At 64.3% G+C, this 24,982-nt stretch carries 21 protein-coding genes and 2 tRNA genes; 11 read left to right on the plus strand and 12 right to left on the minus strand.

What is annotated here, in order from left to right; all coding sequences use genetic code 11:
• Positions 1-190: 190 nt before the first annotated feature.
• Both serS and I5E68_RS05750 read right to left on the minus strand, forming a co-directional pair.
• Entirely contained in the window at positions 191-1,471 is a 1,281-nt protein-coding gene (gene serS, locus I5E68_RS05745) for a serine--tRNA ligase (RefSeq protein WP_197161876.1), read from the minus strand.
• 116 nt (positions 1,472-1,587) lie between these two features.
• A tRNA-Val gene (locus I5E68_RS05750) sits at positions 1,588-1,662 on the minus strand.
• Between the two features lie 79 nt (positions 1,663-1,741).
• Here I5E68_RS05750 and I5E68_RS05755 point away from each other — a divergent pair.
• Positions 1,742-2,032, plus strand: coding sequence for a DUF3297 family protein (locus I5E68_RS05755; protein WP_197161879.1), 291 nt, complete (start codon positions 1,742-1,744; stop codon positions 2,030-2,032).
• Positions 2,033-2,077: 45 nt separating this feature from the next.
• Here I5E68_RS05755 and I5E68_RS05760 read toward each other — a convergent pair whose 3' ends face one another.
• The gene (locus tag I5E68_RS05760) at positions 2,078-2,575 is read right to left on the minus strand and encodes a CHAP domain-containing protein (RefSeq protein WP_370463753.1); all 498 of its coding nucleotides are present in this window, start codon (positions 2,573-2,575) and stop codon (positions 2,078-2,080) included.
• A gap of 333 nt (positions 2,576-2,908) precedes the next feature.
• Between I5E68_RS05760 and der the strand changes: the two genes are divergently transcribed.
• Positions 2,909-4,291 (plus strand): ribosome biogenesis GTPase Der, encoded by a 1,383-nt coding sequence (gene der / locus I5E68_RS05765; RefSeq protein WP_197161886.1) that lies wholly within the window; start codon positions 2,909-2,911, stop codon positions 4,289-4,291.
• A 57-nt stretch (positions 4,292-4,348) separates the two neighbouring features.
• On the opposite strand, the gene I5E68_RS05770 is transcribed toward der, so the two are convergent.
• Positions 4,349-5,488: an AI-2E family transporter gene (locus I5E68_RS05770; RefSeq protein WP_197161889.1), complete on the minus strand. Its 1,140-nt coding sequence runs from the start codon at positions 5,486-5,488 to the stop codon at positions 4,349-4,351.
• Positions 5,489-5,674: 186 nt separating this feature from the next.
• Between I5E68_RS05770 and I5E68_RS05775 the strand changes: the two genes are divergently transcribed.
• Entirely contained in the window at positions 5,675-7,747 is a 2,073-nt protein-coding gene (locus I5E68_RS05775) for a prolyl oligopeptidase family serine peptidase (RefSeq protein ID WP_370463728.1), read from the plus strand.
• 70 nt (positions 7,748-7,817) lie between these two features.
• Here the strand turns inward: I5E68_RS05775 and bfr are convergent, their stop codons facing one another.
• The 4 genes from bfr to I5E68_RS05795 all read right to left on the minus strand — a co-directional run bounded on the left by bfr (position 7,818) and on the right by I5E68_RS05795 (position 11,131).
• Positions 7,818-8,297, minus strand: a complete 480-nt coding sequence (bfr, locus tag I5E68_RS05780; RefSeq protein WP_197161892.1) for a bacterioferritin — start codon at positions 8,295-8,297, stop codon at positions 7,818-7,820.
• A 139-nt stretch (positions 8,298-8,436) separates the two neighbouring features.
• The gene (locus tag I5E68_RS05785; RefSeq protein ID WP_197161895.1) at positions 8,437-8,625 is read right to left on the minus strand and encodes a (2Fe-2S)-binding protein; all 189 of its coding nucleotides are present in this window, start codon (positions 8,623-8,625) and stop codon (positions 8,437-8,439) included.
• 86 nt (positions 8,626-8,711) lie between these two features.
• Positions 8,712-9,926 (minus strand): DUF418 domain-containing protein, encoded by a 1,215-nt coding sequence (locus I5E68_RS05790; protein ID WP_323982098.1) that lies wholly within the window; start codon positions 9,924-9,926, stop codon positions 8,712-8,714.
• Between the two features lie 68 nt (positions 9,927-9,994).
• On the minus strand, positions 9,995-11,131 hold the full coding sequence (locus I5E68_RS05795) for an SPOR domain-containing protein (protein ID WP_228726845.1): 1,137 nt from the start codon (positions 11,129-11,131) through the stop codon (positions 9,995-9,997).
• Positions 11,132-11,434: 303 nt separating this feature from the next.
• Between I5E68_RS05795 and I5E68_RS05800 the strand changes: the two genes are divergently transcribed.
• From I5E68_RS05800 to I5E68_RS05810, 3 genes are read left to right on the plus strand one after another with little or no spacing between them, the layout of a single operon-like run.
• Complete coding sequence (locus I5E68_RS05800) at positions 11,435-12,157, plus strand: AAA family ATPase (RefSeq protein WP_197161906.1); 723 nt, start codon at positions 11,435-11,437, stop codon at positions 12,155-12,157.
• Between the two features lie 6 nt (positions 12,158-12,163).
• Positions 12,164-12,703, plus strand: coding sequence for a hypothetical protein (locus I5E68_RS05805; protein WP_228726846.1), 540 nt, complete (start codon positions 12,164-12,166; stop codon positions 12,701-12,703).
• A gap of 27 nt (positions 12,704-12,730) precedes the next feature.
• Positions 12,731-14,110 (plus strand): SPOR domain-containing protein, encoded by a 1,380-nt coding sequence (locus I5E68_RS05810; protein WP_197161909.1) that lies wholly within the window; start codon positions 12,731-12,733, stop codon positions 14,108-14,110.
• 104 nt (positions 14,111-14,214) lie between these two features.
• Here the strand turns inward: I5E68_RS05810 and I5E68_RS05815 are convergent, their stop codons facing one another.
• Together I5E68_RS05815 and I5E68_RS05820 are read right to left on the minus strand one after the other, a co-directional pair.
• Positions 14,215-15,477 carry a dihydroorotase gene (locus I5E68_RS05815; RefSeq protein ID WP_197161925.1) on the minus strand — a complete coding sequence of 421 codons (1,263 nt, stop codon included), beginning with the start codon at positions 15,475-15,477 and terminating at the stop codon, positions 14,215-14,217.
• Positions 15,474-16,454, minus strand: a complete 981-nt coding sequence (locus tag I5E68_RS05820) for an aspartate carbamoyltransferase catalytic subunit (protein ID WP_197161928.1) — start codon at positions 16,452-16,454, stop codon at positions 15,474-15,476. The genes I5E68_RS05815 and I5E68_RS05820 overlap by 4 nt, the downstream gene beginning before the upstream one ends.
• A gap of 433 nt (positions 16,455-16,887) precedes the next feature.
• Here I5E68_RS05820 and sppA point away from each other — a divergent pair, with 433 nt between their 5' ends.
• The gene (gene sppA / locus I5E68_RS05825) at positions 16,888-18,771 is read left to right on the plus strand and encodes a signal peptide peptidase SppA (protein WP_197161931.1); all 1,884 of its coding nucleotides are present in this window, start codon (positions 16,888-16,890) and stop codon (positions 18,769-18,771) included.
• Positions 18,772-18,872: 101 nt separating this feature from the next.
• On the opposite strand, the gene I5E68_RS05830 is transcribed toward sppA, so the two are convergent.
• On the minus strand, positions 18,873-19,037 hold the full coding sequence (locus tag I5E68_RS05830) for a hypothetical protein (protein ID WP_197161935.1): 165 nt from the start codon (positions 19,035-19,037) through the stop codon (positions 18,873-18,875).
• Positions 19,038-19,292: 255 nt separating this feature from the next.
• On the opposite strand from I5E68_RS05830, the gene I5E68_RS05835 reads away from it, so the two are divergent.
• A tRNA-Leu gene (locus I5E68_RS05835) sits at positions 19,293-19,377 on the plus strand.
• Between the two features lie 89 nt (positions 19,378-19,466).
• Positions 19,467-21,065 (plus strand): trigger factor, encoded by a 1,599-nt coding sequence (tig, locus tag I5E68_RS05840; protein ID WP_197161938.1) that lies wholly within the window; start codon positions 19,467-19,469, stop codon positions 21,063-21,065.
• Between the two features lie 110 nt (positions 21,066-21,175).
• On the opposite strand, the gene I5E68_RS05845 is transcribed toward tig, so the two are convergent.
• Entirely contained in the window at positions 21,176-22,717 is a 1,542-nt protein-coding gene (locus tag I5E68_RS05845) for an amidase (protein ID WP_197161941.1), read from the minus strand.
• A 162-nt stretch (positions 22,718-22,879) separates the two neighbouring features.
• Here I5E68_RS05845 and clpP point away from each other — a divergent pair, with 162 nt between their 5' ends.
• Positions 22,880-23,548 carry an ATP-dependent Clp endopeptidase proteolytic subunit ClpP gene (gene clpP, locus I5E68_RS05850; RefSeq protein WP_197164613.1) on the plus strand — a complete coding sequence of 223 codons (669 nt, stop codon included), beginning with the start codon at positions 22,880-22,882 and terminating at the stop codon, positions 23,546-23,548.
• 140 nt (positions 23,549-23,688) lie between these two features.
• Positions 23,689-24,951 carry an ATP-dependent Clp protease ATP-binding subunit ClpX gene (gene clpX, locus I5E68_RS05855; RefSeq protein ID WP_197161944.1) on the plus strand — a complete coding sequence of 421 codons (1,263 nt, stop codon included), beginning with the start codon at positions 23,689-23,691 and terminating at the stop codon, positions 24,949-24,951.
• Positions 24,952-24,982: the final 31 nt, after the last annotated feature.

Here is a 24,982-nt window from a genome sequence, read left to right on the forward strand (position 1 = left end):
TTTAACCACGTTCACGTCGCGCGCGAAACCGCGCTCTCGGGCATAAGGGCGGGTAATCCACCGACTTGGCTTTCAAGACGATGGATATCCTCCAGCAATTTTGCAGGTTCTTTGGGGCAGGCGAAGGAGCCGCGATCCAGTGGGGCGCGGTGCCGCACCGGATCGCGTATCGCTCTGCCCAAGGTGAGCCTCAGCCCTGAGGTACGAGCTTCTCAAGCCCGCCCATCCACGGCTTGAGCGCCTCGGGTACGAGGACCGAGCCGTCTTCCTGCTGGTAGTTCTCGAGTACCGCCACTAGCGTACGGCCGACGGCGAGCCCCGAGCCGTTGAGGGTGTGCAGGAATTCGGTCTTCTTGCTGCCCTCGGGCTTGTAGCGCGCGTTCATGCGGCGCGCCTGGAAGGGGCCGCAGTTAGAGATCGAGCTGATCTCGCGATAGGCCTGCTGGCCGGGGAGCCACACTTCGAGGTCGAAGGTCTTGCGTGCGGTCGCGCCCATGTCGCCGGTGCACAGCAGCACCTTGCGATAGGGCAGTTCGAGCGCCTGGAGGATGCTCTCGGCGGCGGCGACCATCTTCTCGTGCTCGGCCTCGCTTTCCTCGGGGCGGCACACGGTGACCAGCTCGACCTTCTCGAACTGGTGCTGGCGGATGAACCCGCGCGTATCGCGCCCGGCGGCGCCCGCTTCGGAGCGGAAGCAGGGGGTGAGGGCGGTCATGCGCAGCGGCAGCGCCGCATTGTCGACGATCTCGTTCTGGACGTAGTTGGTCAGGCTGACTTCGGCGGTGGGGATCATCCAGCGTCCGTCGGTGGTCTGGAACAGGTCCTCCGCAAATTTGGGCAGCTGGCCGGTGCCGTAGACGGCTTCGTCCTTCACCAGCAGCGGAACGTTGCACTCCATGAAGCCGTTGGTGGCGGTCTGCGTGTCGAGCATGAACTGCGCGAGGGCGCGGTGCAGGCGGGCCATCTGTCCCTTGAGGAACGTGAAGCGCGCGCCCGAGATCTTGGCGCCGGTCTCGAAGTCGAGGCCGAGTGCGGGCCCGATGTCGGCGTGTTCCTTGGGGGAAAATGCATAGTCACCGGGCGTGCCCCACTTGGCGACTTCGACGTTGTCGTTCTCGTCCTCGCCTTCGGGAACATCGTCTACCGGGATGTTGGGCAGGCCCGCGAGTACATCGTTGAGCTTGACCGTCAGCTCCTTCTCCTCGGCTTCGAGCGCGGGGAGGGTTTCCTTGAGCTGCGCGACTTCGGCTTTCAGCGCATCGGCGGTTGCCGTGTCGCCCTGTCCCATGGCCTTGCCAATGGCCTTGGAGGCCTCGTTGCGGCGGCTCTGGCCTTCCTGTGCGCGGGTCGCGACGGCACGGCGCTGCTCGTCGAGTGCGAGGATGGCCTGGGCTTGCGGCTCGACCGAGCGGCGCTTCAGGCCGGCGTCGAAGGCTTCGGGATTCTCGCGGATCTGGCGGATGTCATGCATGGCGCGCGCTATGCCGCCTCGCGTGCGGGCGCGCAAGGGCGCCAGCGTGGTGCCGCGGGTGAAAGCCGTCGATGAGGAAGAAATCCGCTTAAGGGTCTATACCATCCGGTGAAGGATGGTGGGCGCGACAGGGATTGAACCTGTGACCCCACCCGTGTGAAGGGTGTGCTCTACCGCTGAGCTACGCGCCCGCTACCAAGTGCGGAGGCGCGCCTTTAGACGGCCCCTGCTCGATTGACAAGAGCCCAATGCACTTTAAATCGCGTGGCCATGAGCGAAGATAGCAAGACCGGCCCCGACCTGCCCCCCGACCACCTCGCGATCAACCCGCGCAGCCCGCACTTCGATGCGGAGAAGCTGCAGCGCGGCATCGGCATCCGGTTCAAGGGTACCGTGCGCAACAACATCGAGGAATATTGCATTTCCGAGGGCTGGGTGCGCGTGCAGGCCGGCAAGACCATGGATCGTAAGGGTAATCCCCTGACGATCAAGCTGACCGGCCCGGTCGAGGCCTGGTACGAGGACCTCGGCGAAGACGCTCCCGTCGCCAAGAAGGGCTAAAGTTCTCCATCGCCCGCGCGCAGCCCTTCGTGGCGCGCGCGGGGCTTACTCGGCACCGGCGATGATCGCCCCGATGGGATCGTCGCTGCGCACACTCGCCAGCGTCGATCGCGATTCGCGCAGCCTTTCCGGTCCTGAGCCGGGCTTTGCATTGTAAATGAAGCCGCTGACCGGCCAGTGCGATGCGCCAAGAGTCTCGCTGGGGCCATACCAGATACGCACGCTGCTCCAGTCATTGTTCTCGGACACGTCGAGCGCGACGACGTTGCGTTCGATCTTGCCCGGATAGGACCAGTTCGCGTGGCTTAGCAGGATGGTGCGCGAATCGATAACCTCGCTCACGGCTGCCACATGGCCAAGCGTGGAATTGCCGTGCGCTGGCATCGCCATGACCGCACCTACCCTTGGTTCATGTCCGCGCGCGTAGCGTCCCTTGGCCTGCTTCCACCAGGTATGGGCATCGCCGCGGATGCGAATTCCGGAGATGTCGCGAGCGAAAGGCACGCATTCCAGCGGGCCCGCAGCGCTCGTCTCGGTGTGCATGGCGAACGCCGTGCTGCTTTCAGCGACCTTTGGGTCATTGCCTTGGCCGTAATCGGCACTTGCGACGATGGCGTCGATGGCGGAGCGTGCCTGTGCGCCGATCGGCGAGAGAAGGGGGGCTGCCGCAAGCCCCGCCAGGATCAGTTTCCGATGCCTTTTCATGACCATGGGTTTGCCTGAAGGGCATTGATCATGGCCTGCGGTGTTCGGTTAACGGGCGTGCAAGGATTGTCCTTTGCCCGGCTTGAGCAACTGCGGGTCTCCGCCTAAATTGCAGCACTGCGTCCACAGCGCTTGCCAAATCCCCGCCAAACCCCCAATCGCACAAGAATCATGCTTCCACAGGTAATCATCATCGGTCGACCCAACGTCGGCAAGTCCACGCTGTTCAACCGGCTCGTCGGCAAGAAGCTCGCGCTCGTCGACGACCAGCCGGGCGTCACGCGCGACCGTCGTTTCGGCGATGCGCATCTGCTGGGGCTCGACTTCACCATCGTCGATACGGCGGGCTGGGAAGACGACGAGGCCGAAACGCTGCCGGGGCGCATGCGCCAGCAGACCGAAGCCTCGCTCGCGACCGCCGACGTCGCGCTCATGGTGATCGACGCGCGCGCCGGGCTGACTCCGCTCGACGAGGAGATCGCCCAGTGGCTGCGCGCCTCGCCGGTGCCGGTGATCCTGCTCGCCAACAAGGCGGAGGGCCGTGCGGGCGAGTCGGGACTGCTTGAATCCTACGCGCTGGGACTCGGTGATCCGGTCGCGATCTCGGCCGAGCACGGTGAGGGCATGGGCGACCTGTTCGAATCGCTCCTCCCGCACCTCGAACCGCTGCAGCCGCCCGAAGAGGACGAGTTCGAGGAAGAGGACGAGGAGGCGCTGCTGCGCGCGCCGCTCAAGCTCGCTATCGTCGGGCGTCCGAATGCGGGCAAGTCGACGCTGATCAACCGCTTCCTCGGCGAGGATCGGCTGCTGACTGGCCCCGAGGCGGGGATTACGCGCGATTCGATCGCGATCGACTGGCACTGGACCGATCCCAAGACCGATGAAGTGCGCGAAGTGCGCCTGATCGACACTGCCGGCATGCGCAAGAAGGCGCAGGTGACCGAGAAGCTCGAGCGCATGGCGGTCGCCGACGCGCGTCATGCCATCGACTTCGCCGAAGTCGTCGTGCTGTTGCTCGATGCGACCCGCGGGCTCGAGCATCAGGATCTAAAGATCGCTTCGATGGTGCTTGAGGAAGGGCGCGCGCTGATGATCGCGATCAACAAGTGGGACGTGGCCGAGGACGCGAGTTCGCTGTTCAACGGCATCCGGACCGCGCTGGGCGATGGTCTGGCGCAGGTGCGCGGCGTGCCGCTGCTCGCGGTATCCGCGCGTACCGGCAAGGGTCTCGACGAAATGATGGCCTCGGCCTTCTCTATCCGCGAGGCGTGGAGCCGCCGCGTGCCGACCGCCGGGCTCAATCGCTGGTTCGACGATGCACTGGCGGCCAACCCGCCGCCGGCACCGGGTGGCAAGCGGATCAAGCTGCGCTACATCACTCAGGCGAAGACGCGCCCGCCGGGTTTCGTGCTGTTCGGCACGCGTCTCGATCTCCTGCCGGAAAGCTACAAGCGCTACCTGATCAACGGCATCCGCCGTGAGCTGGGTTTCGAGGCGGTGCCGATCCGTCTCAACCTGCGCAGCGCGAAAAACCCCTTCGCCAACAAGAAGTGAGCGGACCGGGCAGGGCGTCCTCGTCCTGCCCGGTCTGGCGCACGCGCTCCGGCGGCGTCAGCCGGGGTGCGCGCTCGCTTCGACTTCGGAGCGTTGCTCCTCTTCGGTGCGCATGGCCTGGGCCGCAGTCTGTCCGGTCTGGCGCTGTTCCTTCACCAGGTTCCACACCGTGATGAAGAGCGCGGCGATGACCGGGCCGACGATGAAGCCGTTAAGGCCGAAGAGCTGCAGGCCGGAAAGCGTCGCGATCAGCACTACGAAGTCGGGCATGCGCGTGTCTCGGCCCACGAGGATGGGGCGCAGCAGGTTGTCGATCATGCCGATGATGAAAGTGCCGCACAGGATCAGCACCACGCCCTGCCAGATCGATCCGGTGACCAGCAGATAGATCGCGACGGGAACCCACACGAGGCCTGTCCCGACGGCGGGGAGCAGTGAGAGAAAGCCCATCAGCACGCCCCACAGGAGCGCTGCCTCGATCCCCAGTAGCGAGAAGACAATGCCACCGACGAGGCCCTGCAGGACAGCCACGACCACGGTGCCCTTCATCGTCGCGCGGACGACCACGGTGAAGTGCGTGAAAAGCGAATCGCGCATGTGCGGGCGCAGCGGCATCGCGTCGCGGACCAGTTCGGTGTAGCGCTGCCCATCGCGCAGAAGAAAGAAGGTGAGGTAGAGCATCACGCCGAGCGCTGCCATGAAGCTGAGAGCGCCTTGGCCGAGTACCAGCGCCTGCGAAGCGACGGCCTGAAGTCCCGTGGTCACGCTCGAACCGAAGGTGCGGCGCAGGGTCTCGAAATCGGTAAGACCGTACTGGCGGATGAACTGGTTGACCCGATCGGGCAGCGAGTGCTCGATCTGGCCAAGCATGTGCGCGAAGTCGATGTCTCCGGCCTTAATCTTGACGTAGAGGCTCGCCGCTTCGCTGACGAGGCTCGCGCCGAGCACGAAGGTTGGCAGGATGATCAGTGCGAGCAGCATCAGCAGGACCAGCCCGGCTGCCGTATTGCGGTGACCGCCGAGCCTTGTCGCGAGGCGGCGGCTGAGCGGTTCGAACATGATTGCCGCGACCACCCCCCACAGGACGGCGCCGAAGAATGGGGCAACCAGATAGCAGAACGCCACGGTCACGAGGATCAGCAGGGCGATGTAGCCGCCGTCCTCGATCTCGAAAGGCCGCTTGTTGCTTGGGGTCATGTCGTGTCCTTCTGTCGGCCGGTGCGCAGTGCGCTTCGGCCCTCTCGCTTGCGCCAGAGCCATCCGGTCATTTCGTGCAGAGGTTGGATTTTTTCCCTGTCTGACGCAAGACTGCGCAATGACTTGCCAAGGGAGTTTTCTGTGAGTTCGAAAAAGCTTTACCTTTCGGGGGTTGCGGGGATTGCATTGGCCATCTTGCCGGCTGCGGTACTCGCGCAGGAGGCACCCGAGCCGGTGGCGCAGGAGACCGCAGGGCCGCAGCGCGGTTTCGTGCCCGGCGACCTTTTCCGCCTTCAGGGTGCTACCGACCCGCAGATCTCGCCCGATGGATCGCGTATTGCCTACGTGCGCTCGAGTGCGGACATCATGACCGACAAGGTGGTACCATCGATCTGGATGGTCGATGCGTCGAGCGGCGAACAAAGGCCGCTAGTGACCGGTGAGGGGGCGCACTTCACTCCGCGCTGGTCCCCCGACGGCAAGCGCATGGCTTATGTCTCGAGTGATGGCAGCGGTGCGCCGCAGCTTCATGTGATGTGGCTTGCCGGTGGTGAGAGCGTGGCGCTCACCGGTCTCCCGGACACCCCGGGGGCAATTGCCTGGTCACCCGATGGCTCGCACATCGCCTATACTGTGCGGGTGCCGGGCAAGGGGACCCAGCTTGGCGCTCCGCCTGAAGGCATGCCGGAAGGCGCGAAGTGGGCCGAGCCGCTCGAGATCATCGACAAGGTCAATTATCGTAGCGATGGCGGGGGCTATGCCCAGGCCGGGTACGATCATGTCTTCGTGATCGCTACCGATGGCGGGGCGCCGCGACAGCTTACTTTCGGTGACTACGATGATGGCGGCCCGCTATCGTGGAGCCCCGATGGCACTACGCTGCTGTTCGGCTCCAATCGAAGCGAGGATGCCGAAAGACAGACGATGAACAGCGAGGTCTTCGCGCTTGATGTGGCGAGCGGCGCGATTCGCGCCCTGACGTCGCGGTTCGGCCCGGATGGCAGCGCGGTGTTCTCTCCCGATGGTCGCAAGATCGCCTATCTCGGTTTCGACGACGCCAAACGTTCCTACGAGAATGCCGAGCTCTACGTCATGAACGCGGATGGCAGCGATGCGCATTCGTTGACAGCAGGCCTCGACCGTTCGATCGACACGATCGCGTGGGTCGGCAATTCGACTCTCTACGCCTCCTACGATGACAAGGCGGTTACCAAGGTCGCACGCATCGGTCTCGATGGTTTTGTGCGCGTGCTGGTCGAGGGACTGACGCCGGGGGCGCACTACGACCGGCCCTATACCGGGGGCAGCTTCTCGGTGTCCGACAAGGGGCGCGTTGCCTATACCGCCAGCGGCACCGACCGCCCGGCCGACCTGTGGGTTACGAGCAGTGGCAAGGGCGAACGCCTGACCGACCTCAATGGTACCTGGATCGACCACAAGGCGATGGCGCCGGTTCGCAAGCTCGCTGTTACAGCGCCCGACGGGCGGCCGGTCGATGCCTGGCTGGTAACGCCGCCGGGTCTGCAGCCTGGGCAGAAGGCGCCGCTGATTCTCGAAATCCATGGCGGACCGATGGCAGCCTACGGACCGACCTTCTCGACCGACGACCAACTCTATGCAGCGCATGGCTATGCCGTTCTCTATACCAATCCGCGCGGCTCGACCTCTTATGGCGAGGAATTCGCGCGTCTGATCGATCGCGACTATCCGGGCCCCGACTATGACGACCTGATGGCTGCGGTCGATGCCGCAATCGCCGATGGCGTGGCCGATCCGGACAACCTGTTCGTTACCGGCGGCTCGGGCGGCGGCGTGCTCACGGCATGGATTGTCGGCAAGACAAACCGGTTCAAGGCTGCTGCCTCGCAAAAGCCGGTGATCGACTGGGGCAGCTTCACGCTGACCTCCGACGGGGCGCCGATCTACCACGACCACTGGTTCGACAAGCCGGTCTGGGAAGAGCCGATGGTCTACTGGAAGCGCTCGCCACTCAGCCTCGTCGGCAATGTCGAGACGCCCACGCTGGTGGTGGTCGGTGCCGAGGACTACCGCACCCCCGTCAGCGAATCCGAGCAGTATTATACTGCGCTGCAGCTTCGCGGGATCCCGACGGCGCTGGTCAAGGTACCCGGAGCAAGCCATGGGGGCATCGCCGCGCGGCCTTCGCAGTCGGCGGCCAAGGCCTCGGCGATCCTTGCCTGGTTCGACAGGTACCGCACCGATCGCGCCGCTCCTGATAGCGGACAGGGCGCGAACTGAATGCAAGAAGGGCAGGATCGGCCTGTGCCGGTCCTGCCCTCTAATGTTTTATTGAGCCAGATGGCCTCTATCAGCTCTCGGGCGGGCTTGAGTTGAGCTGGCAGTAGTTCTGCAGGCCCATGCGCTCGATCATGTCGAACTGCTTCTCGAGGTAGTCGACGTGCTCTTCCTCGCTTTCGAGGATACGCTCGAAGATTTCGCGGCTGACGTAGTCGCGTACTGCCTCGCAGTGGGCGATGGCTTCTTTCAGCAAAGGAATCGCATCGTGTTCGAGGGCGAGGTCGCACTTGAGGATGTCGACCACGTCTTCGCCAACGCGCAGCTTGCCCAAGGCTTGGAAGTTCGGCAGCCCATCGAGAAAGAGAATGCGGTCGGCGAGAATGTCGGCGTGCTTCATCTCGTCGATCGACTCGTGCCGCTCGTATTCCGCGAGCTTCTTGATGCCCCAGTTGTCGAGCATGCGGTAATGCAGCCAGTACTGGTTGATCGCGGTCAGCTCGTTGAAGAGTGCCTTGTTGAGGAAGTCGATGACCTGCGGGTCGCCCTTCATGTGGGTCTCCTATGAAAACAGGGCCCGATTATGAGCCTGCAGCTAGGGCAGGGCAACCAGTTCGTCCACAAGACGCATGTGCGGCCGTGGGCACGAGAAGAGGGCGGCCTCAGGTCTTTACCTTGGGGCGAACCGCCGATCAGGCAGCCGTTGGCAAGCGGGCTGCGATGGCCTCTTCGGCGATGATGTCTTCGGCTTCGTCGAGGCACTGCCCGCACTGTGGCGTGCAGCCCAGAGCCGCATAAACCGCTTCGGCATCGCCATCGAGGCGGCGAGCAGCGCAGCGCAGATCCTTTTCACGGATGGCATTGCAGATGCAGACGTACATGGACAGGTCCCAATCAGGCAGCGAATCCTCTTGTGAACCACTATATGCATTTGCGAGTGGATCGCAATAGTTCCTGCTAACGATTCTCACCTGCGGTTTTGGAGAGGCTTAGCTTCGACCAGTGAGCGCCATAGCCACTCCAGAGGCCCGCGCCGGAAATGGCGCAGCCACAACGGGCTCCAGCAAAGCATCGCGAGCCACGCCAGCATGACGAAGGGCCACTGAAGCGCAGGTCCGAAATCGGCGAAAAGGCCGAGGCCCCATGCGCGAAAACACAGGCTCATCACCAGACTGGTGGCAACGTAGTTGCTGAAGGCCATGCGCCCCGCGGCGACCAGGCATCGGCCCGGCAAGCTCGTGGCGAGGCGCGGCGCGGCGAGCACCACAATAGCTGCGTACCCCAGAGCCGTCAGCAGGTGAGGGAGAACCAGCCCCCATGCCAGTGCCGCCTCCATCGCGATGGGAGGAAAGCCGCGCGCAAAGGCCCAGGCCGTGAAACCTGCGCTCAGCGCGAGCCCGCAACCGGTCGCCCAAACGGCGAGCGTGCGCAGCCGTAGTCTCGATACGCCGGCCTGGAAAAAGCCGCGCCGGTACATGACCATGCCGATCATCATAAGAGGCAGGGTCTCGGCAAAGCTGCTCCAGGTCATGGTCACCAGCCACAAGGGGCGATGAGTCAGCTTGACCAGCAGGAGTTGTCCGAAACCGAGGTCGGCCTCGCGCATTTCTGTGGCCACCGTGCTCATGACCGGCTTGAACCAAGCAGCGACCCTGTCTGCCTGTGGCCCGGTCGCGACGCCTTCGCGCAAGGCGGTCTCGGCATGGACGAGGGGGGCAAGTTCGAGCAGCCCCCACAAGTGCCAGCCATAGAAAAGCACCAGTGCGCCGATGAGCAGGATTTTCTCGTTCAGCCTGCGCAACGTCAGCGCTGCGAGACCGCAAATAGCATAGACGAACAGGATGTCTCCCCACCAGAGCAGCAGGTAATGCGCCATGCCGAGCGCCATGAGCCAGAACAGGCGCCGCGCTTGCAGGGCATCGCCGTCACTTCCGGCGGCGTCCTTGCGTTCGCAGAACAGCACGATCCCCGCACCGAACAATAGGGAGAACAACGCGCGCATCTTGCCTTCGAAGAATACGAGCGAGAAGGCAAAGGCCCAGCTGTCGAGCGCCGAGCGATGCTCGGTCACCGCGGCGACAAGGGAGGGCGAGATCGTGCCGACCCTTGGCCCGGCAAACCCGGCAATGTTTATCGCGAGAATACCCAATACCGCGATTCCGCGCAGGAGATCGAGCGACACGAGCCGCTGCATGGTGCTGGGCGCGTCATCGCTGCCCGGCTGATGCGCGTGTCGGAGGTCGATCGGACTCAGTTGCGTACCGCGAGGCAGGCAAAGCCGGCCGCAGCGAGCGTGTCGCACGTGGCAGACGCCTGCGCATGGGATGCAAAGCCCGTGGCAAGCAGTTTGGTCAGCTTGCCCTCGGGTTCGAGCACCTTGTCATGCCCGGCGAGTTCGGGGCGCGAGCGCAGCCGCTTCCAGAGCTTGTCGGCATTGCCGGGTATGCCGAAAGCGCCGAGCTGCAAGCGCCAGGGACCGGATTGCGGACGGGTGGGAACCGCCGGGACTGATGCGCTCCGTGTGGGTCGGGAGGGCGCGGTCGTCGCGGGAGCGGCGCCGTTCAGGTCGGCACTGCGCGTGACCGGCGCTGTCTTGTGCACCTGGACAGCCTGCGTTGCACCGGACGACGCGGCCGGGCGCGCGAAATCAGCCCCTGCAGTAGCCGGGCTGGCTGAGCCGGCAGTGCGAATCGCGGCTTTCACCGGGTCTGCGCTGTTGGCCGGGCCAATCTCGGTCGACGCCGAACCAGTCTGTTTAGGCGTGGTCGAGGCTTGTGCGGGCCGGGGCGAGGCCAGCTCGCTGGATGTGGCAAGCTGTGCACGGGTGGCCTGTGCCTGGGCTGCCATGCGCTGGGCCAGTATTACGCTTTCCTGCCGTTGCTCGAGTGGAATGTATTCGTCCATCTGCGCGAGCGCGCCGGTCGCTTGGGGCAGGCCGGCTTGCCGAACAAGCGTCATCATTGCATAGGCGCGCGTCCAGTCCTTGGCGACGAGGTCACCGTTGAAATGGGCAATTCCCAGGATGTACATCGCGCGCGGATCGCCTCGTCCTGCAGAGGCTTCGAGGTAGGGAATGGCTTTCTCCCGCTCGCCGGACTGGAACAGGGCAAGTCCGTAATTGTCGGCGGCCTGAACGTGGCCGCGCACGGCTGCCTCTCGATAGAGTTCGAGCGACTTGCTGCGGTCTTCGGCAACGCCCCGGCCAAGCTTGTAGGCCTGTGCGAGGTTGAAAAGGGCATCGGGATCGCCGTTCTCGGCGAGTGGCTCCCACTCCTGCACCGCACCCGCGTAGTCGCCCGCGGACCATGCGTCGACGCCGTCCTTGACGTTGGCCATCGCTGGGAACGCGCCCAGTAGGGCCAGCGAAACGCCAAGGCAGCCAAGCATTTGCTTGCGACTCCGGGCCTTGCTGCAAATAATGTTCAATCGGTCCCCCGTCATAGGTGCGAGCCTAGGATATCGCCGCCCGCTTGCGCCAGTCCCGCGCCAAGTTTTTTCGGAGCGGAGTGCTTCGGAGGCTTTTCGCGCACTACGGTTAATTACGCATTAGCAACGCAGACGCCGGGAAACCGGGCGCTGGCCGACGAAACGTGCTCCATGTGCGGCGATTAACGCTAAATTAGGACCGTTCTGCGATCTCAATAGCCGACATCTTCGAACCTCGTAATGTTTTTCGTGGGGGACTAGGCTTTGCGAGTACTGGCATTGGCATCTCAGAAGGGGGGCTCGGGCAAGACAACCTTGTCTGGTCACCTGGCCGTTCAGGCGCAGCGCGCTGGGGCGGGACCCGTCGTTCTCATCGACATCGACCCGCAAGGCTCGCTGGCCGATTGGTGGAACGAGCGCGAGGCGGAACTGCCCGCCTTCGCCCAGACCACGGTCGCCCGCCTTGCGAGCGATCTTCAGGTTCTGCGTCAGCAGGGCTTCAAGCTCGCGGTAATCGACACGCCGCCGGCGATTACCATGGCGATCCAGAGCGTTATCTCGGTGGCAGAACTCGTTGTCGTGCCGACGCGTCCGAGCCCGCACGACCTGCGCGCCGTGGGTGCCACGGTCGACATCTGCGAGCGCTCGGGCAAGCCGCTCATGTTCGTGGTCAACGCCGCGACGCCCAAGGCGCGCATCACCGCCGAGGCCGCCGTCGCGCTTTCGCAGCACGGTACCGTCGCCCCGATCACGCTGCACCAGCGCACTGACTTCGCCGCCTCGATGATCGATGGCCGCACGGTCATGGAAGTCGATCCCAACGGTCGTTCCGCACAGGAAGTGGCCGCGCTGTGGAATTACATCGCGGATCGCCTCGAGAAGAACTTCCGTCGCACGATCTTTGCCGCGCCCGCAAGCAATGTGCCGGTGATGCAGGGCTCCAACCGCCCGGTCGGGGGCTTCGGCCGCCGCGTGGCAGGGTCCTGATCCGTCATGATCGGCGAGATGGGAGCCTTCGCTTCGCTGACCCCCAGCCTGCTCGCCCGCAAGGGCGGCGCGAAGCCGGCGATGCGTCGCCAGGAATCGACTCGGCTGGCGGCAGCCGCGATCGGTAACCCGGCGTCGATCCGTGGCGCGATGCCCGTCGGCAACGACGATTTCGAGGATGGCGACGATCTGGGCTGGAACGATTTCGGCGACCAGGCTCCGGTGGTCGAGCGCATCCGCCATGCTGCAGCTTCGCAGACGTTCGACGTCGGCAAGCCCGAGGTCCTCCATCGCATGGACCAGATTGCGCAGCGCCTCGGTGCCGTCGCGCAGCGTGAGCCTGTTGTCGCAGAGACCGCTGCAAAGCCGGGCAAGCGCGCCGCTTTCACACTGCGCCTCGATGCCGAACGCCATTTCCAGTTGAAAATGGCGGCGCTGATGCTCGATCGCAGCTCGCAGTCCATCGTGACCGAAGCGCTCGACCGCTTCCTTGCGGAGATCCCCGGGGTCTCCGGTCAACAGCCGCCGGTCTCGCAGCAGAGCTGACGGCAGGCAGACAAGAGGTACTGTTCCATGGAACGCTCCAAGATCAACGCCCGCTCGGCTTCTCTCGCTGCCTGTTCCGCGATGGCCGCTGCCCTGCTCGGGGGCTTCGTCAGTCACGGCGCCTATGCCCGCGCCGAGGTCGAGGCGAGTGCTCCGGGCAGTCTCGATGCAGCGACGCTCAAGTCGATCGCGAAGGCAGAGAGCCGTGTCAGCCGCTCGCCGGATCGCGCTTCGCTGCGTGCCGATCTCGCCAAGGTCTATCTTTCAGCCGGCCGCTTCGACTCGGCTGCGGAAGCCTATCGCGACGCGATTTCGCTGGGCGATGACGATGCGCGCAGTGCGCTCGGTCTGGCGCTAGCCAGCATCGGTGCCGGCGACAATACCGAGGCGATGCGCGTGCTCGCCAAGTGGCGCGACAAGATTCCCGCAAGCGACTTCGGTCTGGCGGTTTCGCTCGCCGGACAGCCCGCTCAGGGCGTCGCGATCCTGACCGACGTCGTGCGCGGCGGCGAGGACAGCGCCAAGGCACGTCAGAACCTGGCCTACTCCTACGCTCTTGCAGGACAGTGGGCGCAGGCGCGCATCATCGCCTCGCAGGACGTTCCCGGTGATCAGCTCGATGCCCGCCTTTCCGAATGGGCCCGCACCGCCCGCCCGCAGGATCATGGCGCACGCGTCGCAGGCCTGCTCGGCACCCCGCGTGGCGTCGTCGATCCCGGCCAGCCCCGTGCGATCGCGCTCGATGGCGGTCTGCCCCAACCCAAGTTCGCGCGAGTAGAGGCGTCTGAGGCGCCCGAGGCTCCGGCGGGCGTAGAGGCGAGCGGCGAGCTTCCCGCACTCGCGTCTGCCGAGGCAGCACGCCGTGACGATGCCATGACCGCGATCCCGGCGGCGATGATGGCCGAGGCCGCGATCGCTGCTCCCGCACAAGCCGAAAACGAGGATGCGACGCGCTTTGTGTCGCGTCCGGTCGTCCAGGATGTTCCGCGTGCCAGCTTCGCCCAGGCATTCGACACGCCTGCCGCGAAGCCTGTGACCAAGCGCGCGTCGAGCAAGAATGCGCCGGTGCGCTCTGCGCAGGTTACTGCGCCGGCATCTGGTGACAGCACGCACCTCGTTCAGCTCGGTTCTTTCCGCACCCGTGAAGGAGCAGAGCGCGCCTGGGGCATCTTCGTGGCGCGCAATCCGCGCCTGAAGGATCACACCATGCGCATCACCGAGGCCGAAGTCCGCGGCGCGCGCTATTTCCGCGTGGCTGCCGAAGGCTTCGATCGCAGCTCCGCCGCCTCGATGTGCTCGAGCGTCAAGAGTGCAGGGCGCGGTTGCCTTGCCTACGCCGAAGCCAATCCGCTTCCCGGCGCATTGCCTTCGCCGCGCGGCAGCGGTGCGATGCTCGCGCGCCGATGACTTGAATTTCCGCAGCCTTCACGCTGCGACACCAGTTCCATGTGAACCTTCAAAGGCCTCCGTCCCTCGGGACGGGGGCCTCTTTTTTTCGGGTGCGGGGCTATTTAGCGACCCGTCGCGTTGAACTTGCGCGACTTGATCGTCATGCCACCCTTGAACAGCGCCAGGACCCGGCCCTGGACGGGCTGCTTGTCGAACGGGGTATTGCCTGCGCTCGCAGCCATCTTGTCCGAATCGACGATCCAGGGGCGATCGACATCGACCACCGCGATATCGGCTTCCGCGCCGACTTCGAGCCGCCCGGCATTGACGCCCAGCAGTCTGGCCGGGTTGGCACAAAGCAATTCGAAGGCGCGTGGCAGCGTGATGACTTCGTCGCGCACGAGATTCATCGTCAGGGGCAGGAGGGTCTCAGCACCTGCCATGCCCGGGGCCGAATCGGCGAAGGGAAGGCGCTTGTCCTCGGGGCCTCGGGGGTCGTGACCAGACGAGATCATGTCGATCGTGCCGTCGCCCACTGCCTTGAGCACTGCCTTGCGATCCTCCTCACTGCGCAGTGGTGGAGATAGATGCGCGAAAGTGCGGAACTCGGCCATGGCAAGGTCGGAGAGCATGAAATAGGCGGGCGAAACCCCGGCGGTCACCTTGAGGCCGCGCGCCTTGGCGGCGCGCACGAGGTCGAGCCCGGAACGCGTCGTGACATTGCGGAAGTGGATTGCCGCCCCGGCGAGATCGGCCAGTGCGACATCGCGGGCGATGGCGAGGGCTTCTGCTTCGGACGGCGCTGCGGGAAGGCCGAGGCGGGTCGCCATCTCGCCTGCGGTTGCGACCGCCTTGCCTGCGATGCCCGCATCCTCGGCGTGGGCGATGACCGGCAGTCCGAGCATGCCGGCATATTGCAACAGGCGCAGCATGGTGCCGGAATCGCCGATCCAGCGGCGCCCGGTGGCGACTGCCCTTGCTCCGGCTTCGCGCATCAGCGCTAGTTCGGCGAGAGACTTGCCTGCGAGCTCGCGGGTTGCCGCGCCCAGCGGATGGACCCAGAAATCCGGTTTGCCCGACTGCGCTGCGAAGCGCACGCGCGAGGGGATGTCGAGCGGGGTCGGCTGGTCGGGCATCAGCGCAGCGCGGGTGATCCCGCCGAAGTGGAAGGCGGGCTTGTCGATCTCGAAGACGCCGACGTCGACGAGGCCAGGCGCGATGAGCAGGCCCTGTGCATCGTAGACGGTATCGCCTTCCTGTGCGGCGACATCGCTGCCGATGGCGGTGATGAAGCCGGCCTCGCTGCGCACCGAACCTTTCGTGATCGTGCCGTCGGGCAGGACCAGCCTGCCATTGGTGACGGTGAGCGGTGCGTGGAAGCTCATGCCCAGCCCTCCATCTTGCGGCCTTTTCGGGTCAGGACTTCGAGGCAGGCCATGCGGATGGCGACTCCCATCTCGACCTGCGTGGTGATCTGCGAGCGTTCGACGAGATCGGCGACGTTGCTCTCGATCTCGATGCCGCGGTTCATCGGGCCCGGATGCATCACCAGCGCGTTGCTCTCGGCCTTGGCGAGGCGTTCGAGACTGAGGCCGTAGAGATGGCGGTATTCGCGCGGCGAGGGGATGAACTCGCCATCCATGCGCTCCATCTGCAGGCGCAGCATCATCACCACGTCGGCCCCCTTCAGTGCCGCGTCGAAATCGTGGAATACCTCGACGTTCATGCGCTCGATGTCGGCGGGCAGAAGCGAGGGCGGGGCGCAGACGCGAACGTCGGCACCCAGCGATTTGAGGCACAGGATGTTGGAGCGCGCGACGCGGCTGTGCAGGATGTCGCCGCAGATGGTGACACGCAGTCCGTTGAAGGCGCGCTTGGCGTGCCGGATCGTGAGCGCATCGAGCAGCGCCTGCGTCGGGTGCTCGTGCTGGCCGTCCCCTGCATTGAGAACCGGACAGTCGACCTTGTCGGCGATCAGCTGGACCGCGCCCGAGCTCTGGTGTCGGATGACGATGGCATCGGCGCGCATGGCGTTTAGCGTCATCGCGGTATCGATCAGCGTCTCGCCCTTCTTCACGCTCGAGGTCGCGACCGCCATGTTGACGACGTCCGCGCCCAGCCGCTTGCCGGCGATCTCGAAGCTCAGCAGCGTGCGCGTCGAGTTCTCGAAGAAGGCGTTGATGATGGTGAGCCCCGAGAGCACGTCGCGCCGCTTCTGCGCGCCGCGGTTGAGCTCGACCCATTGTTCCGCCTCGTCGAGCAGGAACCAGATCTCGTGGGGCGCAAGGCCGGCGATGCCTACGAGGCCATCGTGCGGGAATGCCGCGCGACCCTCGGGATAGGTGTATTCGGGAGCTGTCATCAAGCAAAGGGCCTTAGGCTCGCACGCGGGGACGCTCAAGTCTCTTCGCGCTGCTCCGGACGAAAGGCGCGCGCGTGAGATTAGGCTCAGGACCCATGCCTCTCGTCTACGAGGTTTGAATCAAAATGGCTCAGGGCGAGGAAGGAAGGCGATGGAATATTTCGATATTTCAAAACTTCTTGACGCTGCGCTGGGCCATTTTGATCAAATCCCTCCGGGACGCCGGAATGCCTTCCATCTCGAACCGAAGCAGCCTTGAACAGGCAACCAGCCCGTCCGTCGGCCACTTCGGCCCGATATGTTCGCCATTACGGCGCCTCGTAGACGTGAGTCATGGGTCCTGAGCCTAGGCCAGGTGCCTGCGAAGTCTCGCCTTCCCTGTCGCACGGGGCGTGGTTATGGTCGTGGCCAAACCGGTAAGTTAGGAGCATCAATGAAATTCGCAGGCAAGGTCTGGAGATTGCTGGTCGGCATCAAGGATGCGCTTGCCCTGCTGTTTCTCATGCTGTTCTTCTCGCTCCTGTTCGGCGCGCTGACCATGCGGCCTGCGCCGGGGCGGATCGAGGATGGCGCCTTGCTGCTCGACCTCGACGGCATGGTCGTCGAGGAAAAGAGCGCTCCCGATCCCTTCAATCTGCTGCTTTCCGGCTCTGCGCCAGTGCATGAATTCCCGGTGCGCGACCTCGAGCGCGCGCTGCGCGGCGCGGCAAAGGACGATCACGTCAAGGCGGTCGTCCTCGATCTGTCGCACTTCCTGGGTGGCGGGCAGGTGCACATGCGCGCCGTCGGCGAGGCGATCGACGCGGTGCGCGCAGCGGGCAAGCCGGTGCTTACTTTCGCCAATGCCTATGCAGATGACGGCGCCTTGCTGGCGGCACACGCGAGCGAGGTCTGGGTCGATCCGATGGGCGGTTCCTTCGTCGCGGGGCCGGGGGGCAACAGCCTGTACTTCAAGGGGCTGCTCGACCGTTTCAAGGTGAATGCGCACGTCTACCGTGCGGGCACCTTCAAGTCGGCGGTCGAGCCCTACATTCGCGAAGACATGTCGCCCGAGGCGCGGCTTGCCTACGAGGACGTTTATGGTGCGTTGTGGCAGGGCTGGCAGGCCGACGTTCGCAAGGCCCGCCCCAAGGCGCGCCTCGACGCGATGGTCGCCGATCCCGCTGGCTGGGTCGCGCAGCACGGCAACGATATGGCTGCGGCGGCCAAGGCGGCAGGGCTTGTCGACCGTATCGGCGACAAGACCGAGTTCGGTCTGCGTGTCGCCAAGCTCGTTGGTGACGAGACCGGCAAGAGCGATCTGGCCTATGCGCATACCCCGCTTGCGACCTGGCTCGCTGCGAACCCGGAGAAGCAGGAAGGTGCCAAGATCGGTGTCGTGACGATTGCGGGGACGATCGTCGATGGCGATGCCGGGCCGGGCGAGGCTGGTGGTGATCGGATCGCGCAATTGCTCGACGACAACATCGACGAGGGCTTCAAGGCTCTTGTCGTGCGCGTCGACTCGCCGGGCGGCTCGGCGATGGCTGCTGAACGCATCCGCCGCGCCATCGTGCGCTACAAGGACAGGAAGATCCCGGTCGTCGTCTCAATGGGCAACCTCGCAGCGAGCGGTGGCTACTGGGTCTCGACCCCCGCGCAGCAAATCTTCGCCGAGCCGGACACGATCACCGGTTCGATCGGTGTCTTCGCCGTCGTCACCAGTTTCGAGCGCACCCTTTCCGATTTCGGCGTGACCAGCGACGGGGTGAAGACCACTCCGCTATCGGGTGAGCCCGATATCCTCGGGGGCTTCTCGCCCGAGGTCGAGAAATTGCTGCAAACCTCTGTCGAGGGCACTTACGGCAAGTTCGTCGATCTGGCGGCCAAGTCGCGCAAGATGTCGGCCGAGGAGCTTGATGCGGTCGCGCAAGGTCGGGTCTGGCCGGGCGCGGAAGCGCGCGAGCGTGGGCTCGTCGATGCGATGGGGGATCTCGACGATGCGCTGGCCTATGCCGCGAGGGTTGGCGGTGTGGGCAATGGCAAGTGGCACGCGGTCTATCTGAGCGGGGAGAAGGACCCTGTTTCCCAACTTGTGGCGAGCCTTTTCTCGGATAGCGGCGAACAGGCTGCAGTGACCGATTTCGCCAGCCTCGTGTCGATGCGTCAGCAGGCGCAGTTGGGACAGGCCAGGTCTCAGTTGATGGCATTGCTCTCCCACAGCGGAGTTCAGGCTTTTTGCGCGACGTGCCCTGTGGCGCCGACGGGGGGAAAGACCCTCGGCGCTCCGGAGCGCAAGCTCGGCTGGATGAGCGGAATATTCGGCGGAGCTCACTGAGCCTTCCCTGATCCAGGCAGCGGTCAAGATGGCCGTTCGACAATTTTCAGCGGGCGGCGCGCAATGCGGGCCGCCCGTTTCGCTTTGCTCGCTGTTACTCCTCAGCCGACCTCGCCGGGAAGTTCTGCCGGGCCGGTGTCAGGCTGGTCGAAATCCGGACCGGGAAGGGGAGCTTCGTCGGGGGCTGTCGGTTCACCGGGGTCGATGGGCGGTACGGGGGTTTCGACCGGGGTCTCGCCGGGGTTGTCATCGGGACGCGTGGCCATATTGAACCTCTCCAATCAGCAGGGAATGTCCTACTCTGTGCATACCTAGTTGGGCAGCCTCGCGCAGAGCTGCAAGGCGCCGGTGCGGCGTAAGATGGCGCAAGTCATGGCCAAATCGCATTAGGGACATGTCCGCGAGTGCCGTTTCAGTGCGAAAATGGCTTGATCGTGGCGAAAACGGAGGATTCGCGGCGCTTGCCCTTTTCGGCGCGGCCTTATAAGGGCTCGTCCCTTGAGTTTTCAGGCTTCATCCGTGCGGGCGTGGCGGAACTGGTAGACGCGCTTGGTTTAGGTCCAAGTATCGCAAGATGTGGGGGTTCGAGTCCCTTCGCCCGCACCAGTTCACGGCCCCGGGCCGGATGAACCGAACGAATCGGTCGTGCCCGAATCTGCGGGTCGGCCAAACGGATTGCACAGGAAGGCATCGAAATGCAGATTGTCGAGACCACCAACGAGGGCCTGAAGCGCGCCTACACGGTCACCATCCCGGCCACCACCATCACCGAGCGCGTCGAGGGCGAGATCAAGAAGATCGCTCCGCAGGTCCGCATGCCCGGCTTCCGCCCCGGCAAGGTTCCCGCCAACCTCGTGCGCAAGATGCACGGCGATTCGATCCATCAGGACACGCTCAACGGCGTCATCCGCGAAGCGATGGACAAGCTGGTCACCGATCACGCGCTGCGCCCCGCGATGAACCCCGACGTCTCGCTCGGCGAAGGCTACGAGCAGGGCAAGGATGCCGAGCTCACCGTTGCGCTCGAGGTTCTCCCGGTCATCGAGACCCCCTCGATCGACGGGCTCAAGCTCGATAAGCTGACCGTTCCGGTTGCCGACGAAGCCGTTGACGAGCAGCTCGAGCGCATCGCCTCGCAGCAGCAGCGCTTCGAGACCAAGGACGGCGAGGCCGCCGACGGTGACCAGGTCATTTGCGACTTCACCGGTAAGCTCGACGGCGTCGAGTTCGAGGGTGGCAAGGCCGAGAAGCAGCCGATCGTGATCGGTGCCGGTCGCCTGATCCCCGGCTTCGAGGAGCAGCTCGTGGGCATGAAGGCCGGTGACGAGCGCGTCATCACCGTGAATTTCCCGGAAGACTACCCGGCCGAGAACCTGGCGGGCAAGGAAGTGACCTTCGACATCGCCGCTCATGAGATCAAGGCTCCGGCCGAAGGCGCTATCGACGACGATTTCGCCAAGGAACTGGGCCTCGAGAGCCTCGAGCAGCTCAAGGGGCTGCTCAAGGGCCAGTTGGAGCAGGAGACTGCCGGTCTCACCCGCACCGCGATGAAGCGCCAGCTGCTCGACCAGCTCGCCGCTGGCCACGACTTCGACGTGCCGCCCTCGATGGTCGAGGCCGAGTTCAGCCAGATCTGGCAGCAGCTCGTCCAGGAAGCCAGCAACGAGGAAGATTCCGAGGCTGCGCTCAAGGAGATCGAGGCCGAGAAGGACGACTACCGCAAGATCGCAGAGCGCCGCGTGCGCCTCGGCCTGCTCCTGTCGGAAATCGGCCAGGCCAATGGCGTCGAGGTCAGCCAGCAGGAAATGTCGATGCTGGTCTCGCAGGCTGCGCAGCAGTACCGTCCCGAAGATCGTCAGCGCTTCATGGAATACGTTCAGCAGGACCCCATGATGGCCGCACAGCTGCGCGCTCCGCTCTATGAGGACAAGGTCGTCGACTTCCTCATCGAGAAGTCGGAAGTGTCCGAGCGTGAAGTGACCCGCGAGGAGCTTCAGGCCGCGATCGAGGCCGACACCGACGGCGAGGCCGAGGCTCCCAAGAAGGCTCCGGCCAAGAAGGCTCCGGCGAAGAAGGCCGCTGCCAAGAAGGCAGACGAGGCCAAGGCCGACGACGCCGAGGGCGAAGAAGCTGCCAAGCCGGCTGCCAGGAAGGCCCCGGCCAAGAAGGCTGCCGCCAAGAAGGACGAGGACGGCGAAGCCAAGCCTGCCGCCAAGAAGGCTCCTGCCAAGAAGGCTCCGGCCAAGAAGGCTGCTGCCAAGAAGACCGAAACGGCCGACGCCAAGGAAGACTGATCTGTCTTCGGTGACCTGACGGTCCGGAATAAAAGAGGCCCGGCGTGGTTTACACGCCGGGCCTCTTTTCGTTCACGAACGGTAGTTTGCAGTGACCTCTTCGAGCAAGTTCAGTCTTGTGCGTCGGTCTCTGCGTCTAGCTTGGCCGACCAGCGGGTGAAGTGCGGAACGGCCAGAGCGGCGCTCCGGACCTTTTCGTAGGCCGCTCCGATCTTCAGGACTTTTTCGTCCTGCCACTGCCCAGCGATGAACGAAAGCCCGACCGGGAGGCCTTCGACTGCCCCCATCGGCACGGTAAGATGAGGATAGCCAGCGATGGCGGCCAGAGAGCCAGCGCCGATACCGCCGAAGTGATCGCCATTGACCAGGTCTATCGTCCAGGCTGGGCCCCCGGTGGGAGAGATCAGCACCGCGACCTGGTTGCGCGCCATCAGCGCATCGATCCCCTCGGGGCCGGCAAGTCGGAACGCATTCGATCGCGCGTCGTGGTATGCGGCTTCGTCGGTGGTCGTGAGCGCTTCTTCGAAAGTCTCTTGCCCGTAAAAGCGCAGTTCCTCCTCGGCGTGAGCCTTGTTGAAGGCGATAAGGCCAGCAAGGTCGCGGGCCGGGGGCTCGCCAGGCAGTGAAGCGAGATAGGCCGCGATGCCTTCTCGAAATTCATAATTCAGCACGGTATTTTCACCCTGCCACATCGCCGGGTCGGGTGAGAAATCGATGTCGACGATGGTCGCTCCTGCGCGGCGCATGTCGGACAAGGCTTGTTCGAGCAAGGCCGTCACGCCAGGCATCTTTCCAGACTGCTTGCGCAAGACCCCGATCCGCAAGCCCTGGAGGCTCGCTGTGGCCAGCCCGCGAGTAAAGTCGATCGCATGCGCGTCAGCCTGCGCCGTCGCCGGGTCGGCAGCATCGCGTCCGGCCATCGCACTCAGCAGCCGGGCGGCATCGCGCACGCTGTTCGTCATCGGTCCTGCGGTATCCTGGCTCGAACTGATCGGAACCACCAGGCTTCGGCTGACAAGCCCGACCGTGGGCTTGAAGCCGACGATACCATTTGCCGAAGCGGGACAGGTTATCGAACCGTCGGTCTCGGTGCCGATTGCCGCCCAGGCTAGTCCTGCCGCGACAGCAGCGCCGCTGCCCGCCGAAGACCCACAAGGGCTGCGGTCGATGGCATGGGGGTTTTTCGTCTGGCCGCCGACCGCGCTCCAGCCACTCGAGGAGCGGTTGCCGCGGAAGTTCGCCCATTCCGACAAGTTGGTCTTGCCCGTGATCACTGCGCCTGCAGCCCTCAGGCGCGCGACAAGCGGTGCGTCGCGTCCGGTCATGTTGTCCTTGAGGGCAAGGCTCCCGGCAGTTGTGGGCATGTCACGTGTCTCAATGTTGTCCTTCACCAGTACAGCCAGACCCGAGAGTTCACCTTTGGCCTTCGCTGCCTTGATCGATGCGTCTGGTGCCAGGGTAATCACGGCATTGAGCTGCGGCCCGGCATTGTCGATTTGTGCGATCCTTTCGCGATAGGACGCTGGACTTAGCGGTGTCTGTATAGCCGGATCACCGAAGGCTGGCGTTGTCGCTAGCGCGAGCGGCAGAATGCCGAACGCGCACCCACGGGCGACGCAGCGCGGCGCGTTACTTTTATTGAGCGATACCATTGCCGATTGCCCCCTTGCCTGTCTTGTTGCGAGACAGCGTGCATGCCCGAGGGGCGGTTCACAATGCGATTGTGCCAATCCATGCACCGATTGATGGGTTAAAGCCCTTGAACATCGGGGATAGGCACGCGAAATAAGGCGGGCAACCAGATGAGGACTCCAATGCTCGACCTGTTTGGCGCGTCAGGCGCTCAAGGAAAATTCACCACCGATCCCGTGACCGGTGCACTCGTGCCGATGGTCGTCGAGCAGACCAGCCGGGGTGAACGCAGCTTCGACATCTACTCGCGCCTTCTGCGCGAGCGCATCGTCTTCGTGACCGGTCAGGTCGAGGACCATATGGCCTCGCTTATCGTCGCGCAGCTGCTGTTCCTGGAATCGGAAAATCCGTCCAAGGATATCTCGATGTACATCAACTCGCCGGGCGGTGTCGTCACGGCGGGCATGGCGATCCATGACACCATGCAGTACATCAAGCCGCGCATCTCGACGGTGTGCATCGGCCAGGCGGCCTCGATGGGCAGCTTCCTGCTCGCCGCAGGTGAGCCGGGTATGCGCATCGCGCTGCCCAATGCCCGCATCATGGTGCACCAGCCTTCGGGCGGTGCGCAGGGCATGGCCTCGGACATCGAGATCCAGGCCCGCGAAATCCTGCGCATGCGCCGCCGCCTCAACGATCTCTACGTGAAGTACACGGGCAAGTCGCTCGACGAGATCGAAAAGGCGATGGATCGCGACACCTTCCTCGAGGCCGAGGAAGCACTCGCTTTCGGTCTCGTCGACAAGGTTTTTGAAACAAGGCCGGACGCTGACAAGCCGTCGGAAGGCTGACAAGAGGTGACGGGCAGGGAGGGGCACTCGCCGTAGCGCCCCTTCAGCCCACCTCAAGGCTGACCGCATAGGATTGCAAAACCGGCCCGTCACAAGGTAGACTCGTACGAGTCGGCCCCCAGAATGGGCATAGATGGAAAATGACGAAATTGAGCGGATCTGACGCGAAAAGCACCCTGTACTGCAGCTTCTGCGGCAAGTCGCAGCACGAAGTGCGCAAGCTGATCGCGGGCCCCACGGTCTTTATCTGCGACGAATGCGTCGAGCTTTGCAACGACATCATTCGCGAAGAGACCAAGGCCGGGATCGCGGGCAAGAAGGACGGCGGCGTGCCGTCGCCGCGCGAAATCTGCGAGACGCTGAACGATTACGTGATCGGGCAGGAGCGCGCCAAGCGTGTGCTCTCGGTGGCCGTGCACAATCACTACAAGCGCCTCAAGCACTCGGGCAAGCAGGGCGACGTCGAGCTGTCGAAGTCGAACATCCTGCTCGTTGGGCCGACCGGTTCGGGCAAGACCCTGCTCGCACAGACGCTGGCCAAGACCTTCGACGTGCCCTTCACGATGGCTGACGCCACCACGCTGACCGAAGCCGGTTACGTGGGCGAGGATGTCGAGAACATCATTCTCAAGCTGCTTCAGGCTTCCGACTACAATGTCGAGAAGGCGCAGCACGGCATCGTCTACATCGACGAGATCGACAAGATCAGCCGCAAGGCCGAAAACCCGTCGATTACGCGCGATGTGTCGGGCGAGGGCGTGCAGCAGGCTCTTCTGAAGCTGATGGAAGGCACCACTGCCTCGGTGCCGCCGCAGGGCGGGCGCAAGCATCCGCAGCAGGAATTCCTGCAGGTCGACACCACGAACATCCTGTTCATCTGCGGTGGCGCCTTCGCGGGTCTCGAGAAGATCATCGGCGACCGCCTCCAGAAGCGTTCGATCGGTTTCGGTGCGCACGTCGCCGATCCCGACAAGCGCCGCGTGGGCGAACTGCTCCAGAAGAGCGAGCCGGAAGATCTTCTGAAGTTCGGCCTCATCCCCGAATTCGTCGGTCGTCTGCCGGTCATCGCGACGCTCGAGGATCTCGACATCGCGGCCCTCGTGATGATCCTCAAGGAGCCCAAGAACGCACTGGTCAAGCAGTACGCCAAGCTCTTCGATCTAGAGGATGTGGAGCTTACGTTCACCGACGAGGCGCTCGAGGCGATTGCCCAGAAGGCCATCGATCGCAAGACCGGTGCGCGCGGTCTGCGCTCGATCGTCGAGGGACTGCTGCTCGACACCATGTTCGACCTGCCGACCGAAGAGGACATCGCCGAAGTCGTTGTCGATGCCGACGTCGTTGCGGGCCGCAAGGAGCCGATACGCGTTCTCAAGGGCGACAAGGCCGAAGAGGCCGCCTGAGCGGATTTCATCGCCAAATCGACAAAAGGGC

The organism is Novosphingobium aureum (assembly GCF_015865035.1).
Classification (GTDB): domain Bacteria; phylum Pseudomonadota; class Alphaproteobacteria; order Sphingomonadales; family Sphingomonadaceae; genus Novosphingobium; species Novosphingobium aureum.

What these genes read in the sequence shown, in the direction of transcription:
- serS (WP_197161876.1), bottom strand. Translation starts at nt 1,471, where the DNA reads ATGCATGACATCCGCCAGATCCGCGAGAATCCCGAAGCCTTCGACGCC.
- I5E68_RS05755 (WP_197161879.1), top strand. Translation starts at nt 1,742, where the DNA reads ATGAGCGAAGATAGCAAGACCGGCCCCGACCTGCCCCCCGACCACCTC.
- I5E68_RS05760 (WP_370463753.1), bottom strand. Translation starts at nt 2,575, where the DNA reads ATGCACACCGAGACGAGCGCTGCGGGCCCGCTGGAATGCGTGCCTTTC.
- der (WP_197161886.1), top strand. Translation starts at nt 2,909, where the DNA reads ATGCTTCCACAGGTAATCATCATCGGTCGACCCAACGTCGGCAAGTCC.
- I5E68_RS05770 (WP_197161889.1), bottom strand. Translation starts at nt 5,488, where the DNA reads ATGACCCCAAGCAACAAGCGGCCTTTCGAGATCGAGGACGGCGGCTAC.
- bfr (WP_197161892.1), bottom strand. Translation starts at nt 8,297, where the DNA reads ATGAAGGGCGACCCGCAGGTCATCGACTTCCTCAACAAGGCACTCTTC.
- I5E68_RS05785 (WP_197161895.1), bottom strand. Translation starts at nt 8,625, where the DNA reads ATGTACGTCTGCATCTGCAATGCCATCCGTGAAAAGGATCTGCGCTGC.
- I5E68_RS05795 (WP_228726845.1), bottom strand. Translation starts at nt 11,131, where the DNA reads ATGCTTGGCTGCCTTGGCGTTTCGCTGGCCCTACTGGGCGCGTTCCCA.
- I5E68_RS05805 (WP_228726846.1), top strand. Translation starts at nt 12,164, where the DNA reads ATGATCGGCGAGATGGGAGCCTTCGCTTCGCTGACCCCCAGCCTGCTC.
- I5E68_RS05810 (WP_197161909.1), top strand. Translation starts at nt 12,731, where the DNA reads ATGGAACGCTCCAAGATCAACGCCCGCTCGGCTTCTCTCGCTGCCTGT.
- I5E68_RS05815 (WP_197161925.1), bottom strand. Translation starts at nt 15,477, where the DNA reads ATGAGCTTCCACGCACCGCTCACCGTCACCAATGGCAGGCTGGTCCTG.
- I5E68_RS05820 (WP_197161928.1), bottom strand. Translation starts at nt 16,454, where the DNA reads ATGACAGCTCCCGAATACACCTATCCCGAGGGTCGCGCGGCATTCCCG.
- sppA (WP_197161931.1), top strand. Translation starts at nt 16,888, where the DNA reads ATGAAATTCGCAGGCAAGGTCTGGAGATTGCTGGTCGGCATCAAGGAT.
- I5E68_RS05830 (WP_197161935.1), bottom strand. Translation starts at nt 19,037, where the DNA reads ATGGCCACGCGTCCCGATGACAACCCCGGCGAGACCCCGGTCGAAACC.
- tig (WP_197161938.1), top strand. Translation starts at nt 19,467, where the DNA reads ATGCAGATTGTCGAGACCACCAACGAGGGCCTGAAGCGCGCCTACACG.
- I5E68_RS05845 (WP_197161941.1), bottom strand. Translation starts at nt 22,717, where the DNA reads ATGGTATCGCTCAATAAAAGTAACGCGCCGCGCTGCGTCGCCCGTGGG.
- clpP (WP_197164613.1), top strand. Translation starts at nt 22,880, where the DNA reads ATGCTCGACCTGTTTGGCGCGTCAGGCGCTCAAGGAAAATTCACCACC.
- clpX (WP_197161944.1), top strand. Translation starts at nt 23,689, where the DNA reads ATGACGAAATTGAGCGGATCTGACGCGAAAAGCACCCTGTACTGCAGC.